This window comes from Alicyclobacillus cycloheptanicus (assembly GCF_028751525.1).
Lineage (GTDB): Bacteria > Bacillota > Bacilli > Alicyclobacillales > Alicyclobacillaceae > Alicyclobacillus_L > Alicyclobacillus_L cycloheptanicus.
In genome coordinates, this window is record NZ_CP067097.1 from 3,113,789 (window position 1) to 3,129,598 (window position 15,810).

Genomic DNA, 15,810 nt, shown 5'->3' on the forward strand with positions numbered 1-15,810 from the left:
AATACCAGTTCTAGAAAAACCATTCATTGTCCAAATTACACAGTGCGTGATGCAGCGCACACCTTGGCACGATGATGTATGTGAAAATCAGGCCGAGAGATGACGTTACTTCGATACCAGTGTTGTCACTTCAAGATTTCACACGTTCAAGTGATGGAGGTTACAAACATGGAGAAATTCTCGTTGAAATTTCGAGACAAACCGGTTCAGAGCATCCTGCAACGCGGAGAAAGTAAATTTGTCCAACTCTCATTCAAGCCGGGGCAGGGACTCACCAAGCACCGCGCTCCGTTGGCACTGACGGTCGTCGTACTGACTGGTCGTGTCTTGTTTACCGTCGATGATAAAACAGAAGTTCTGGAAGCATCCGAGATGTTGACGGTGGATCCTGCCGTAGAACATGCCATCGAGGCCGTCGAAAAAAGCACTGTGTTGCTCGTTCTGACACCGGACGTTAAGCAAGTGGAAGCACCGGTGTCAGTGGCCAATCGGCCGCTCGAACACGAGAGTGTTTATCGACACCCGGAGTTGATTGAACAGATTGCGCCGGAACTGCGGGCGCTGGTGGAAGATCACATGGAAGTGTGCAAGACGTTGGAGTCTGTGGTACATACCCCAGACCAGGAGACGATCCGTACTGCGCTTTGGGCAATCAAAGGAGAACTCGACAGTCACTTTGTGGCCGAGGAGAAGGTATTGTTCCCACGGATGGCTGCGCACGTCGGAGGAATGGATGTCGGTCCGGTGGCGCGGTTGATTGAAGAACACGCCCACATCCGGCGCTTACATGCGGAAGCAGAAGAACTCATGACCGCCTGGGAACAGACCGGAGATGAGCACGCGCAGTCCTTGCTTTCGGAGAAGGTTGCAGAGCTGTCGAGGGCACTCCTCAACCACCTTGGCAAGGAAGACAGCCACTTGTTCCCGATGGCAAGCAGGCTCATGACCGCAGAAGAAAAGTCTGTGATCGCAATTGAGCTCAAGGCATTTAAGTCTTCTGTGGCGCAGTAAGGCAACAGAAGTAACGATGTTTTCAATCAGAACGAACAAGCGTTGTAGTACGAATGGAGGGGGACCGAATTGGTAACGAAAGAGCAAGTATTGGAGGCACTTCGTGACGTTGAAGATCCGGAAGTACACCGAAGTATAGTGGAACTTGAGATGGTGAAGTCCATCGAAATCAGCGACAGCCATGTGCGGGTGGAAGTGCTGTTGACGATTCGGGGATGCCCGCTTCATACGACGATTGAAAACGCCGTCCGAGAGAAGCTGTTGTCGCTTTCGGGTGTGAAGACAGTCGACGTCCAGATTGGACATATGACGGATGAAGAACGAGCCCGGTTTGCCGAAGCCGTTCGCGGGAAGCCAGCCAATCAGGGCACTCCTACAATTCTCGATCCTGCTAAAGGTGTGGAATTCATCGCGATTGCGTCCGGAAAAGGCGGTGTTGGGAAGTCGACCGTCACCGCGAATCTCGGGCGTGCGCTAAGCCAAATGGGGCTCCGGGTCGGTATCATCGATGCAGACATCTACGGGTTCAGCATACCAGGAATTTTCGGATTGAAGTATCAGAAACCTACCGTGATCGACGACCTGATCATGCCCATCGAAATTGGGAATCTGCGCATCATTTCCATGCACTATTTTGTACCTGAGAATAACCCTGTCGTATGGCGCGGACCAATGCTCGGGAAGATGCTGCGCAATTTCTTTGGCGAAGTTTACTGGGGAGATCTTGATGTGATGCTGCTTGATTTACCGCCTGGGACAGGGGACATTGCGCTTGACGTGCATCAGTTGCTGCCAAAAAGCAAGGAGATCATCGTTACAACGCCGCAGCCAGGTGCGGCTGATGTCGCAGTTCGTTCCGGACTCATGGGACTACGGACCAACCATCAGATTATCGGCGTGGTTGAAAATATGTCTTATTACACTTGTGCCAACTGCGGCGAAAAAACATATCTCTTTGGTCGCGGTGGGGGAGACCGTGTGGCACGGGAACTGCAGACGGAGGTATTGCAGCAAATCCCTATCGCAGATATGTCTAAGGACGCATCCGCTCTCTTTACCGACGGGAGCCCACAAGCGCAGGCTTATCACACATTGGCGCAGCAAGTGGTCAAAGCGGCTAAGTTGGGAGTTCCCGCAACAATCTGAGGGTGGTGACGGATTGAAGTTTGCTTTGCTCTGCTCGGGAATCTGTTAAATCGCGATTGAAGGCAAGTACGGGGAGGCGCAGGGAGCATTGACAGAAGTCCTATGCCTCCCGTTATTGTACCATTGTCTCATAGTCGTGGAAAAGAGGATGAACGACATGGATCAGCAGATTCGATTACGCGCTGGCCAGGATGATGGACGGGAACTGAGCTTGGCGCAGATGCTATCCACCTTGGATTCGCTGTTCGGGGAAAATCACCAAATCGGCACCCGAGAGTATTCTGCATATGAATTGTATGAGGCCTTCATCGGAGGGACGACGGTGCCCACATCCTTTGAAGTGTGCGGTACAGATGGGTTTTACGCCCGCATTACATGGAGGTCGGCAGATAGCGCCACATTTCGTTTTCCTGATGCCTCAGCCGAGAATGAAACGAGTGGGGTGCGGCTGTTCGTCCGCGATAGTGAGAATGCATGCCTCAATGTCAAATCTATTGTAGACATTCACTTCAACTATCAGGACGACCTAGATCAACCCATCTTCGGAAGCAGGCTGCCTGGGAATCCGAAGGTGTGCAAGAATCAGGAGTGACGTAGCGCAGTCCAGATTCTCCTGCTTGGGTTTAGTCTGATTTTACCTGATTCCAGCAGGAATCCTCTGGCCGCAACCGCCATTCGACGTTGCTCGGGGCTTTTTCTGAAAGCTGTTGGATAAATGCCAGGTAAGCCTCCCGGCCAAACTCTTCCCGATATCTTGCTAAAATACTTTCCACCGCGTGCTGGAAGAGAAATTCGCGATTGCAATCGACTTTGGCTGTGACGGAAATCGTCGCTGTCTCCGTGCCGAGCAGGAAGTGTTCACGAACGCGCATCCATCTAAACCTCCTTTGATTCTTAGGCAAAACGATGGCTCTCAGTATCCAAGTCGAAAGAAAATTGAGGGATTCGACCTATACAAACAGCGTAATCTGCGGCGAATGCGGATTTGCCCACAACTGCTTGACGTGCAGCTTATCACCAGGTTTTTCGGCAAATTCCACGAACAATTCACTTTGTGAAAATGCGTCTCGGATCTCCGCGATGTCGCGTTCAGTAACACCATTTACCTCGATACTTCGACCCATACCAGGCAAAGGAATCGGGTTGAAAAGGCTTTTAGAAACGGTAACAACTTTCATCGCGATCCCTCCACGTGCATGACTTACCTTGTGAAACAGGATGATTAGTGGTCGGTGTCTGAGTGGTAAACGGCCCCGACAAACAAGACCGCATCACCATCAGACCGGTTTGCGAGAGCATGTGGGGTATCCGTGGGAAACATGAGGAAGTCTCCTACAGTCGCCTCTAATTCCTCGTCTCCAACTGTGAGAATCGCGTTGCCGGATAGGACGTACGCGTATTCTGTTCGCTTTGGATGTTGATGATTTGGATAGCGTGCGCCCGGTTCCAAGCGAATGAGTTTGGCTGTGCCTTCTGCAAACTGAATGAGGCTTTTCCCTGCAATCCCTTCAACGTTGGTTGGCTCCCATGCTAAATCAGCCGTCTTCACAAGTTTAGCCACTTAAACGTCATCCCTTCCGTGTTGGAATTCGCACGTATCGATTAACCTTCTATCCTTGGCCTTACGATACCTCACCTCGATACACGGTGGTGTGCGTCAGATCACGCCTGATGTGATCCATAGCACAATAGGCATGTGGAGGTTTGCGTACGATGATGGTGAACAGAGACAGGGGTGAGTGGGTGATGATTCGGAAGTTGTTGTAGATGGATTTGCGAAAGAGCATATATGGCAAGCGTGCACGCGCATGGTTGCTGAATAATGCCATCACTTCTCTTGGTTCGGATGAAGTATTGGAAGTTCACGGCCGGCCAGATATGCTCAACCAGCCGTTGAATGAAATCCATCCAGGGTTGAGTCTTGTTACGTTCATGGATCAGCCGAATCGTCTTGTTCTGCAAATTATCAAGCCTGGCATTCATGTTGAGCAGGGGGCGGAGAACCGTGCGTGCTTTTATATTGATGGCAGATGCATTTCAGGCGTACAACTTGCACGGCAGGTGATGCACCTTTTACACAGAATGCACTGCTTCTCGCCACGAGTTCTGCAATTGGTGATTTGGGCGAGCAACCTGCCGGAATCACTTTTTGGATGCCTGGATCGCGAAGGACAAGCGTTTTGCGTGGGTGCGATGCCAGCGGGGGAGTGGTGGTAACAGTACGGACTCGCAGCGCAATTCCGGCCCTGACATCATCACGTCGATAGTGTCGTCCGTCGTCGGCAACTCTGCCAATTGTCGTCCAACGGTCCAAACTCCAACTCGCTCAGTTCCTCCGTCTCTCCTGATTCCCATTTGATGACCAACGTAATAAGCACGCCGGATTCGTGCGAATGTCGACTACTTCGCCTTGCTCATCCCTGTCCGGATGCTTCACACAATCACCGATATATGCATGCATGGTCAACCCTCCGTTTGAGCGACTTCTTGCTGCTCAATTTGCTGCATCAGGAAGTCGTGCAGCACCACGACATGGTTGTAATGGGGATCCTTCGCGGCATACAACAGGGTCACGGAACCATCTTGCAACCAGTCCATGACCTGTGCCACCGCCTTTCGGTGCTCTTCATTGACAGAGAGCTCCATTTCATAGGCGGTTCGAAACGCGGGGAAACGATCCGCATTGTGGTCAAACCAGGATCGAAGGTCCGGACTGGGGGCAATCTCCTTCAGCCAAACATCCACCTTAGCCGCGTCCTTCCGAACACCTCTCGGCCACAGTCGATCCACCAAGATACGCATACCATCACTCGGATCGATGGGTTCGTAGATGCGTTTGTGTTGTAAACGAATCTGATTCATCAAGCCCTGTCACCGCCTTTGCATTCAGGATACCGTAGAGATCGACTCATCGTATATTTGAAGGAACAAGGAGTTCCCCCGGACGGAGAGAAAAAGTGTTTATGACCGTCTCAGGAGAACCCCCTATGGCAGCTAAGTCCCGGTAAAAATGTTTTCCGCAACTCAAAAATGCAGAAAAACGCGGCGCTCCGATATACCGCATGATTTATATTTATGCAATTTGGTCAGCGTTTCCTTATGTCGTTAACGCCGCCGGGTAGCTCAGGCACCTTACGGTGCCCTCGCCCCCTCAGAACTGCACGTAACAGTTTCCCGTTATGCAGCTCAAGCCATCCTGTAGTCTTTAAGTTCCTCATCCCTTGATAGGTGCTTGTGCATCCAAACAACTCGTCCATTGACAATCTTCTCTTGGTTGGAGAGGAAGCGTTCCGGGTTGTCTGGGAGAACATCGTAACCGAAAGCCGCACGATACTTCTCGTAGCACCATCTATGAGTAACGCACACATTTTCAATCGTGTCGTGCCCGCCCAGTCGCTCTGGAATCATCCGAGCAAATAGAATGGCGTCCTCTCCGTTGTTTTGCCAACGGCGGAAGTGCTCTACAGATATGTTGCACCCGCATAGAGGACATCTGCCACTCGTTTTGCGCACCACTTTCTTCTGGAATCCATTTAGCCGTTTGAGCAGCAGTTGCTCCCGTCGTGTGACGAAGTACTCTTGGTCATTTGGACGATAGGGGGAGCGGCATCCCTGTATCTTGATGTGCCGAATGATACGCACATCGGTCATGGTGGCCAGTGTATATCCGCCATCCGAGAAAACCCAGTTTCTGCTTCCCTGTCGGGGGAAGTACCTCTGGTATATCCACCGTGCACTCTTTTTCGGGTGTCGCCTCTTTGCCCATCTCCACAGCATTTCGTTGATTCGGTGGTCACAGTAGGCAAACGTCCGCTTGCTAACCTGTGTGCTGTAGTAGTTGCCCCATCCTCGAATGACTGGGTTGAGCAGCCGTATAACCAAAGAGGCTTTGGCCTGCTTGTTGGCGTCCAAGATGCTCTTAATCTTCCGCAACACAGCCAATTTGCTGTCCTTTGCGGGCTTAATGAGCAACTTTCCTTTATATTTGCGGACATGGAAGCCAAGGAAGTCGAACCCGTCATTGATGTGAGTGATATGAGTCTTTTCTAGACTGAGTTCGACGCCTACGTGGTATTAAGTCAATAAAGTGGACACCCCAGAACAGAGAAATTGTAAGTTTTAATATTCTGATATGATGCCTGTTATTGCTCAGCTTGCTGCATCTTTTAAGGATTGGTAATATCTTCTTTCGAATTCAACCGGCGTTAGGTAACCCAGCGATGAGTGAACTCGCTCCCGGTTGTACCAGACCTCGATGTATTCGAAGATGCGCTTCATTGCCTGCTCTCTCGTCTTGAACTTCTCCAGATAGACGAGCTCTCGCTTGATAATACTGTGAAACGACTCGATACATGCATTATCAAAACAATTCCCCTTGCGGCTCATGCTGCCTACCATCCCGTATTCTCGCAGCTTTTCCTGGTAGTCATGAGAGGCGTATTGGCTCCCACGATCCGAATGATGCAGCACAGGTCCTGTCGGCCTCTGGCGTTCGTAGGCCTGCTCCAGCGCCCCGATGCACAGTTCCTTCGTCATCCTTGCACCCGCACGCCAACCTGCAATCTTACGGCAGCACAGATCCTCGACACTGGCCAAGTACAGCCAACCCTCGTCCGTTGGAATGTAGGTGATGTCTGACATGTACACCTGGTTGGGCCGTTCGGCTACGAACGCTTGGTTCAACACATTCTCCTGCACAGGGTAATTGTGGTTCGAGTATGTGGTTGCCTTGTACTTGCGGACTGTACGGCTTCTAAGCCCATTCTCCCGCATGATTTTGGCCACGGTCTTCTGTGCCACCCGCTCGCCCTCTTGGCGCAGGATCTGCGTGACTTTAGGGCTGCCATAGAGACGACGGGATTTCACGAATATCTGATGAATCCGCTTCGTGATTCGTTTGCGACGCTTGGACCGCTCGCTCTCAGGGCGTCCACACCACGCATAATACCCGCTCCGAGATACACCCAATATTTTGCACATCTTCTCAACCGGAAATTTGGAGCGGTGTCTGTGGATGAATTGGTACCTTACTTCCGGTCGTTGGTGAAGATGCGCATCGCTTTTTTTAAGATTGCATTCTCCTCTCGCAGTTCACGGTTTTCCCGCTCAAGATCCCGTAAGGCCTTCACTTCCGGCTTGAGGTTCCCGCTACCAACGAACGGGGTAGCAGGATCCTCCTTGTACTTCGCCATCCAGCCATACAGTGTCTTTTGTGAGACGCCAAGTTCCCGAGCGACCTGGCTCGCTGGCTTCCCACTCTCCATAGCCAATTGAACTGCATGAAGTTTGAATTCCTTGTCGTACTTCTGTGTCATGTAGCTCACCCCGAATCGCCTTATTCTTACATTCTCGATTCGTTGTGTCCACTATTTCAGCCTAACACCAAGGTCTACGTCAACCACACTAAAAGAAAATGGCGCAACCACGGGTAGGTGCGCACCATCAAAGGGTATTATAGGGTTGTATTTAATATACCGCTTAACTGCTGAACTGACTTGGGACCTTTATCACTTTCAAATTAGGACTTTTGTCCTGGATTCGGAAAGTGAGCGAGGAACGCACTCCACCCGCTGACCTGAAACATGAGTCCCTGTCGGCTGCTCCGCTGTTAGTAGCAGTATTATGGACTTTCATCAATTGGATTTTGAATTATCAATGCCGGACCCAACAAATTAACTACTTCATTTGCTAATTCCTCAGGAGATCTCTCATCTGTGAGTAAATACCGCACTGTAAGTCGTTCTATGATTCCGACCAAACACTGCCCAATTATCTCAGGAGAAAGTCCCGATTGAAGGTAACCTAGCTCCTGTTCAACTCGGATGTTCTCCGCAATTAGGGCCGCCAATTCATCCTTTAGTGTGTCGGCGTTCGAATCGTAAATCAGACCAATCTTCGTCAGATTTGGATTTATACCTAGGAATGTAAAAACTTTCACAACGGCCTCATATATTTTCGGTGATACATTTTTCACATCTAATTCAGGTGCTAATCGGACTCCTTGTATTAGCTGGTTAAAGCCAAGTCGAAACTCCTTGACTAATTCATCATACATGGCCTGTTTGTTCGGAAAATGCTTATAGAACGCGGGTTGGGTCAAGCCCACCTTGGCTAAAATATCTGCGGTTGTGGCTTCTCGAAATCCTTTGGATGCAAATTCACGGGCTGCTGCTTCCAAAATCCGAGTACGTGTTTCTCTGCCTCGAACGTTTTTGACTGTCACAAAACCACCTCAAAAAGAATGTCTGATTTACATCTTACCAAAGATGTTCGGAAGTCAAATAAGCACAAAGCTACTGTTGCTCAACGGATATTTTGTTATTATAATATCACTTGTTATTTTAAAATAACACAAACAGAGATTGGGGTGAGCCTATGCCGCGACGAAGTAAATGGATTCCGTTAAAGTTGTCTGCGATTATCGCACTTACGGGACTGGCTTTGCCAGAGCCATTTGTACTTGCAGGAACAACAGGGCCGCAAGCTCCACCCACGGACAGCAATGGCGTGGTGGAAGTATCGACACCGGAGCAGTTGGAATACATCGATCAGAACCAGTCGAACTATGACTCAAGCACTATTGAACTGATGAACAACATCGACATGTCAGAGTTAAATGGTGGGCAACCGTATACCAACTGGCAACCTATAGCTGACTTCACGGGGACCTTTAACGGTCAGCTACACACGATTTCAAACATGGACATTACACAGAGTTCCATCAATCCAAGTGCTGGAAATTCCTCAATCACGGATAGTGGATTCTTCGGACTTTCAGCAGGCGCTATTAAGAACCTGATTTTACTGAATGTAAATGTAAATACATCGGCAACCCAATACGTCGGGGCACTAGTAGGTTGGAACCAAGGAACCATTCAAGACGTAGGCTCAACAGGATCCGTTACAGATACTGACTGTGACGCAGCAGGTGGATTAGTGGGATACAACGATTACAACGGAACAATCCAATATACCTACTCAACGGGAAATGTAACTTCGGGATCCAACACAGCGGTAGGTGGCTTAGTGGGTTCCAACGACAACGCCTCAACTTCAACGATATTTGATTCGTATGCAACAGGAAACATAACTGGTGGATCAAACACTGGAGGCCTCGTTGGGCAAGAAGACGAAGGGGAGGAGATAACAGGTACAAGTAATGTTGATATCTACGCAACCGGAAGAGTCACAGGCGCGACGGGTGCGGATACTGGAGGGCTTTTCGGACAAATACTGTCGGCGGGAGAAGCCGCATACTGGGATACGGAAACGTCAGGTCTCAATACAGATGGCTCACTTTTTGCAATACCTGAGACCACAGCACAAATGATGGATCCAAATACGTTTCAATGGCAGAATCCGAGTGCGTGGGGAATCGCTAACGGCGTGTCTTTCCCCTATTTGACTCCCCTTCCCGCACCAGACATCAACACGATATCTGTTGGTGCAGGGAGTACGCTAGGAACTACAGAAGTCACAGCAACGCCAAATAATCTTGGCGATACATTTGAGGTTGCAGTCGGAAGCTCACCGTCTACCACTGCAAATGTAGGGGTCACTTTGCCAACTGGAAGCAGCGCGGTTCCTTACACTTCGGGCACAGATATTCAAGGCGTAGATGCGGTGACGAACAAGTATGTGTATGTATTTGAAGTGAACAGTAGCAAGCAGATTGTTGCCTATCATCAGTTTGAATTAACAGGCAGTGATATCAACGACAATGCACCCCCTATCTCTTCTGCCACGATTGGCCCTGGGAGTACGGATGGCAACACTGAAGTTACATTAACTCCGAATCAGATGGGAGACAGTTTTGCGTATGGGATAAGTAATAATCCCGCGCCAAATCCACCGATTGGCATCCAATTGCAATCGAACACTGTCACTACATATACATCGGGTTCAGACATCACCGATGTATCTCCTGGTCAGTATCTAGCGATTTTCGAACTGAACCAAAGCAATCAGATCGAGGCTTGGCGTGAATTCCAACTCACCAACAGCGATATCAAAGGCGCGCCTCAAACCATCACTTTGACAACCACCCCGAATTCCGCAACGGTGACCTCTGGGCAAACGGTCACAGTGACTGGAACTGTGTATGATGGCGTACACAATCCTCTGCCCGGTCTGCAAGTAAATCTTACGAGTTCCACAGGAAGTTGGAAGAACTCGTCGGTCACAACGGATACGAATGGGAACTACACAGACGTATGGACCGCACCGACCGTTTCAACGCGAACGTCAGCTACACTGACGGCGAGCGTCTATGGAACAAACCCAACAGTTCAAGGAACAGCAACAATAACAGTTGTACCCGTCGCTCCACCGCCTCCGCCGTATGTACCGCCCGTCACAATTAACACGACAGTGATGGGTAATGGAACAGTGGGTCAGCCCTACTCAGAGCAGCTACAAGCGTCCAATGGCAATGGTCAATATTCGTGGAGTGTGACGCAAGGCTCTCTCCCGGACGGATTATCGTTGAGCAGCAACGGACTCATTTCAGGTACACCATTACAGAGTGGAACGAGCACGTTTACAGTTCAAGTCGAGGACGCAAGCGGCAGGACTGCAACGGAAACCTATACGCTCAACGTCGAAAAAGCGTTGAAAGTTTTGTCGGAAGTCTTGCTGGCAGATTGTGTGAATGCGCCCTATCAACAAACGCTCACCGCGACGGGCGGCACAGGAGGGCCATACACGTGGTCCATTGTTTCAGGAACTCTGCCTGGTGGCCTTTCACTGGACGCACAGACCGGGGTCATTTCAGGGACACCGACGGCAACCGGTCAAACCACTTTGACAGTGCAGGCCACAGACGCAAATGGTGGCACGACCACAGGCTCAATAACCATTGACGTTTTGAACCACAACGTCCGGAGCATCGTGTGGAACGGACAGGTTAAGAACGTTCCTGCGGTGGTAATGGATGGCGGCGGTTCGACCGAGACCACATACATGCCGATTTGGTATGTGATGCAGTTTCTAAAGTCGATGGGGATCAATAGCACGTGGGACGGTCACAACTGGCACATGACGACAGACAATGTGTCGCCTGACATGCGCAATATTCAAGTCGGCTCGGGAAATGCACACATCTACTTGAACGGAAACCTTGTTCAGAATGTAGACGCCGTGGCAAAGACGCCTCCGGGCGGCAATCAGGCAACAACATTCATGCCAATCTGGTATGTGATGCAATTACTGAACCGCTTAAATTTGCAGAGCACATGGAATGGGACGACATGGACAATAACGAACGGAACACCTGTGCAACCATCGAGTAAGTAGGCGAATTGAAGCTACGCACTCTATTACACCTGCGCACATTTATCATTGGAGGGCTTTCAGCATATGTCGAAGGAAATTTTAGCCGAAGGTGTTTGTGATTTAGGAAATCGAGAGGTGTCTCACTTACGTGATGCCATCCATGGCAGCGTGATTCTTCCGGGGGAACCTGCCTATGAACATACGCGCAAGGTGTGGAACGCGCTGTTCGACCGTAGGCCCGCGGTCATTGTGGTGTGCCGGGGTGTCTCAGATGTGGTTGAGACAGTGAAATTTGCAAGTCGATACGGCCTACCTGTTTCGGTGCGTGGCGGTGGTCATCACATCGCGGGACATGGCACCTGTGACAACGGTGTCATGATCGACACGTCCGAAATGCGTGCTGTATCGGTCAATCCCGTTCGCCGAATTGCGACAGTACAATGCGGCGCGACGGCAGGGGAGGTGATTCGAGAAACGCAAAGGTTCGGTTTAGCGGTTCCGACGGGCGATGTTTCAAAGGTCGGAATTGCCGGTCTGACACTAGGGGGCGGTATGGGATATCTTCGCCGCAAGTATGGCCTCACATGTGACAACCTGATTGGCGCAGATATCGTCCTGGCTGACGGTTCCTTCGTTCATGTGAGTGCAGATGAGAACCCGGAATTATTCTGGGCGATTCGTGGCGGTGGGGGAAACTTTGGAGTTGTGACTTCATTTGAGTTTCAGTTGCATCCGGTTGGACCAATGGTGATGGGGATTCAAGTCACCTACTCAGGAGACGACATGGCGGTTGTGCTGCGCGGTTGTAGAGACTATCTCGCCACCGGCACAGTCGATGTCAGTTTCAACATTGCAATGGTAGCCATTCCGCCGTTACCGGGGGTTCCACCTCATCTGGTAGGGCAAAGAGTCGTCACTCTAAATGGCATGCATGCAGGTAAGGATTTAGAACAAGCCGCATTGGACATTGAACCACTGCGCAGACTTGCGACCCCGTTGATGGACATGAGCGGTCCTGTGGATTACACGGGCTTACATACCATGCACGACGATCGCATCCCAGAGGGGGTCCCTGCGTACGGGAAATCTTTGTACGTAGGTGATCTCGATGATGAAATGATTAACGTGATCAAAAATGCGGTAAGAAATGGGGGGCCAATGTCAATGGCGATGATCTGGCCGCTCGGAGGCGAAATGGCAAACGTTCCAGCGGATAGAAGCGCGTTTGGCGACCGTGGCGCGTCTTCGGTCGTGATGATGGAATCCCTATGGCAGGACCCGAGTGAAGAAGAACCTGCAATCAATTGGGTGACCTCATTCTATGACGCGCTTCGCCCCTATGCATACAACGATGGAACGTATCTGAATATGGCGGGACTCGAAGAAGACGTAGAAGCGATTATCAGAGCTTCGTATGGGCGGAATTACGAAAGACTGGCTATCATCAAACGGCAATACGATCCAACCAATGTCTTTCGATTCAATCTAAATATTGCCCCCGTTGATGAGAGAATCAACTAAACATTAGAGAATGGAGCGATATAGTATGAAAAAGGCAAGCATTCTGATTGCACTATGCACGGCATGGATGTTGACACAAGGAGCCAGCGTTGCGTATGCAGGCACCTCTGGTTCAGGAACGATGGCTTCAGGAAGTTCGTCCATGGGCAATTCAATGGGGAACACAACCGGAGGGATGGGTTCTGGTTCAAGTATGCCCGCGATGAACAACCAACCTGGGCTGATGAGTGCAGATGTTACCATGGAGTCTACCGGTGGTTCAACAGCTTCCGGCACAGTAAAGCTGAGCGTGACGCAGAGCGGATTACAGGTGACACTTCAGATGTCAGGACTGACGGCGGGCGAGTCCTACACACCGGAGATACGATACGGAGAAGTGGGAGCCGACGCCGGAAGTGGCTGGACGTTACCGACCGTTACAGCAGATTCTAATGGAACAGTTTCACTGACCACCAATGTTTCAGGAATTGTCGCGATCCCGGAGGATGGATGGTACTTCCGACTCGATACACTGCCTTCAGTACAAGGGGCGGCAGGCACGACTGTGGCACAGGGGAACATTGGACAAGCCCTGTCTTCAGATACGACGGTTGCAACTGAAACTACCTCTTCATACCTCATCAGCCTACAAATTGGACCAACAGGCAGCATGATTACTCCTGCACAAGCCGCCGCAGGACAAACTGGGGACATCATGCCGATGACCGGGACATCAATGCCGGGCATGAACACAACATTCAATGGAATGCCGGTGAATCACCACCTGGAAGTTCATGTGTTCAATCTAAAAACGGGTGCCATCGAGAACAACATCATGCCGACGATTTCAATCACCGACCCAGCCACGGGCAAAACATCAAACGTTTCGGCTGTGGCAATGTATGGTTCCGATGTCGGAATGCCTGATTATCATTACGGCAACAACGTCTATCTGGCCACGGGATCATACGAGGTTACGGTGTCCATCGGATCGGAAACGGCACAGTTTCAAGATGTAAGTGTCCAGAGTCCCGCATCTATAATTTATGTAAGCCCGACTGGTAGCGATACATCTGGGCAAGGGACACAAGCGAGTCCGTATCAAACCATCGACCACGCACTGAGTGTCACACCACCGAACGGCACCGTCATCGTCGAGCCTGGTACATACAAGGAAATGGTGACCATCACACAACCCGTAACGCTTGAGTCGGACCCCACAGTGCCAAATGCGGCTGCGAACACAATCATTGATGCAACAGGTCAGAACCATGCTGTTCGGATTCAATCATCAGACGTGACTGTGCAAGGGCTCACATTGGAAAATGCTCAACAAGAAGGACTGCTCGCGGCCGGAAAGGGCGCTCTAACCGATCTGACAATCTGCGATAATGTGATCACGAACAATGCGCTCGGTAAAATTCCGCAGGGTGTGGATTACGAGGCGTTGCACCTGGTGGGTGTCCAGGATTCTTTTGTACTGGACAACCAGAGCGTGAAGAACAAGGATGGTGGTCTGCAATTGTCCGACGAAACGGCGCCGTCCTTTGGTGATGTCATTTCTGGGAACACAGTAGACAACAACGCCATTGATTGTGGCATTACCATCGTCTCACACGTAGCGCACCACGGCACGTACGACAACACCATCTCGAACAACTGGTCCGAGGGCAATGGTGCAGGTGGTATTATGCTCGCTACTCCAGTTCCAGGCGGAATTGTTTCAAATAACATGGTGATGAACAACCATGTCGAAGACAACGGGCTTGGCGGCATTGACATCCACACACACGCACCCGGCTCAACCGTCACCGGAAATGCAATTGTGCACAACTGGGTAGTGTTCAACAAACCCGATTTTGGGGTAACGACAGTCCCGACAGGTATCGACGTTGGAGCGGGTGGGTCTCCAATTACAAATACAACAATTGCGAATAACCTTGTCGGATACGAAACAGACGGAATTAATATTCAGGATTCTGCTGGTGTAAACCTGTCTGGAAACTGGACCAACCCGAATGTAAAGCATGGAGTTACCCATACTCCAATGCCGAAACTTTCGGTGCGGCCCAAGGGTTAATGCAAGAGGTGAAACATATCCGAATCGAACTGCCCCCTTGTGGGGCAGTTTTGATTTCCCGTAACTGAAGTCAAAATTGCATATTCGCCGGGCACCTACGGACCAGTAGAGGCTAGTCTAGCAGGGAATCTACTTGGACAAACGGGGGCGAGAACTGAATAAGCCCCTTGTGGCGATTTTTGCATGAATATTCAGTTCCTGTTCCTGCGCATTAAGGTCGCCAGCGGGGCAGGAGAGTTCAATAGTACCTTTCAGAGCAAAAGTGATAGAACGATCAGATTGACTGATTTCTTAGTCAAACCAATGCACGATTTAATCAGGATGTCGAAGCTTGAACAAAGAATTGGCCTTTTGTGGGTCATTCATCAATGCAATTCTGTAGTCTAACATCCAGTTAAGAGTTCCAAGAATCTGATCATATTCGTCTTTCTTACGTGCGATCTCACTCATCTTTTGGCGAATCAGTTCAATCACTTGTAGATTGGTAAGCGTATTTGCATCATGTTCCTGCAAGATTTCTTTCAGTTCGGCTAGCGAAAAACCCACGCCCTGAAACTTCTTTACCAGCTTCAGACGTTCGATAGCCTCCTCTGAATAGTTACGATAGTTATTTTCCTCTCTCCGAACATGCCGACTGTCCAACAAGCCTTCCTTTTCATAAAAACGAATTGTGTAGACTGTTAATCCTGTCTTCGCCGCTAGCTCTTGAATTTTCATGTAAATCTCTCCTCTATGTGACTTGCCTTAGAGTTAACTCTATAGTTTAGACTCCAATTGTTCAAGGAGCTCAACAACTCAAC

The 15,810-nt window shown here is 50.1% G+C and carries 15 protein-coding genes; 7 read left to right on the forward strand and 8 right to left on the reverse strand.

Annotated elements, in window-relative coordinates; genetic code table 11:
• The first annotated feature begins 168 nt into the window (after positions 1-168).
• The 3 genes from JI721_RS14465 (at position 169) to JI721_RS14475 (ending at position 2,749) form a co-directional block, all read left to right on the forward strand.
• A complete protein-coding gene (locus tag JI721_RS14465; RefSeq protein WP_274455563.1) occupies positions 169-1,011 on the forward strand; it encodes a hemerythrin domain-containing protein in 843 nt (280 codons plus the stop codon).
• A gap of 69 nt (positions 1,012-1,080) precedes the next feature.
• Positions 1,081-2,157 (forward strand): Mrp/NBP35 family ATP-binding protein, encoded by a 1,077-nt coding sequence (locus JI721_RS14470; protein ID WP_274455564.1) that lies wholly within the window; start codon positions 1,081-1,083, stop codon positions 2,155-2,157.
• Positions 2,158-2,314: 157 nt separating this feature from the next.
• Complete coding sequence (locus tag JI721_RS14475; protein WP_274455565.1) at positions 2,315-2,749, forward strand: hypothetical protein; 435 nt, start codon at positions 2,315-2,317, stop codon at positions 2,747-2,749.
• Positions 2,750-2,780: 31 nt separating this feature from the next.
• Here the strand turns inward: JI721_RS14475 and JI721_RS14480 are convergent, their stop codons facing one another.
• From JI721_RS14480 to JI721_RS14490, 3 genes are all read right to left on the reverse strand, one after another.
• A complete protein-coding gene (locus JI721_RS14480) occupies positions 2,781-3,029 on the reverse strand; it encodes a hypothetical protein (RefSeq protein WP_274455566.1) in 249 nt (82 codons plus the stop codon).
• A 78-nt stretch (positions 3,030-3,107) separates the two neighbouring features.
• Positions 3,108-3,335 (reverse strand): hypothetical protein, encoded by a 228-nt coding sequence (locus tag JI721_RS14485; RefSeq protein ID WP_274455567.1) that lies wholly within the window; start codon positions 3,333-3,335, stop codon positions 3,108-3,110.
• Positions 3,336-3,379: 44 nt separating this feature from the next.
• Positions 3,380-3,718 (reverse strand): cupin domain-containing protein, encoded by a 339-nt coding sequence (locus tag JI721_RS14490; RefSeq protein ID WP_274455568.1) that lies wholly within the window; start codon positions 3,716-3,718, stop codon positions 3,380-3,382.
• A gap of 206 nt (positions 3,719-3,924) precedes the next feature.
• On the opposite strand from JI721_RS14490, the gene JI721_RS14495 reads away from it, so the two are divergent.
• Positions 3,925-4,374, forward strand: coding sequence for a hypothetical protein (locus JI721_RS14495; protein WP_274455569.1), 450 nt, complete (start codon positions 3,925-3,927; stop codon positions 4,372-4,374).
• Between the two features lie 246 nt (positions 4,375-4,620).
• On the opposite strand, the gene JI721_RS14500 is transcribed toward JI721_RS14495, so the two are convergent.
• The 4 genes from JI721_RS14500 to JI721_RS14515 form a co-directional block, all read right to left on the reverse strand.
• Entirely contained in the window at positions 4,621-5,019 is a 399-nt protein-coding gene (locus JI721_RS14500; RefSeq protein ID WP_274455570.1) for a DUF488 domain-containing protein, read from the reverse strand.
• 324 nt (positions 5,020-5,343) lie between these two features.
• A complete protein-coding gene (locus JI721_RS14505) occupies positions 5,344-6,069 on the reverse strand; it encodes a group II intron maturase-specific domain-containing protein (protein ID WP_274455571.1) in 726 nt (241 codons plus the stop codon).
• Between the two features lie 237 nt (positions 6,070-6,306).
• A protein-coding gene (locus tag JI721_RS14510; protein WP_274455562.1) for an IS3 family transposase occupies positions 6,307-7,472 on the reverse strand; the annotation gives its coding sequence in 2 pieces (ribosomal slippage) (positions 6,307-7,229 and positions 7,229-7,472; 1,167 coding nt in all).
• A gap of 305 nt (positions 7,473-7,777) precedes the next feature.
• On the reverse strand, positions 7,778-8,380 hold the full coding sequence (locus JI721_RS14515) for a TetR/AcrR family transcriptional regulator (protein WP_274455572.1): 603 nt from the start codon (positions 8,378-8,380) through the stop codon (positions 7,778-7,780).
• Between the two features lie 185 nt (positions 8,381-8,565).
• Here JI721_RS14515 and JI721_RS14520 point away from each other — a divergent pair, with 185 nt between their 5' ends.
• From JI721_RS14520 to JI721_RS14530, 3 genes are all read left to right on the forward strand, one after another.
• Positions 8,566-11,451, forward strand: coding sequence for a putative Ig domain-containing protein (locus JI721_RS14520; protein WP_274455573.1), 2,886 nt, complete (start codon positions 8,566-8,568; stop codon positions 11,449-11,451).
• A gap of 63 nt (positions 11,452-11,514) precedes the next feature.
• On the forward strand, positions 11,515-12,951 hold the full coding sequence (locus JI721_RS14525) for an FAD-binding oxidoreductase (protein ID WP_274455574.1): 1,437 nt from the start codon (positions 11,515-11,517) through the stop codon (positions 12,949-12,951).
• Positions 12,952-12,976: 25 nt separating this feature from the next.
• Positions 12,977-15,010, forward strand: a complete 2,034-nt coding sequence (locus JI721_RS14530) for a right-handed parallel beta-helix repeat-containing protein (RefSeq protein ID WP_274455575.1) — start codon at positions 12,977-12,979, stop codon at positions 15,008-15,010.
• Positions 15,011-15,322: 312 nt separating this feature from the next.
• Here the strand turns inward: JI721_RS14530 and JI721_RS14535 are convergent, their stop codons facing one another.
• Positions 15,323-15,727, reverse strand: coding sequence for a MerR family transcriptional regulator (locus tag JI721_RS14535; RefSeq protein ID WP_274455576.1), 405 nt, complete (start codon positions 15,725-15,727; stop codon positions 15,323-15,325).
• Positions 15,728-15,810: the final 83 nt, after the last annotated feature.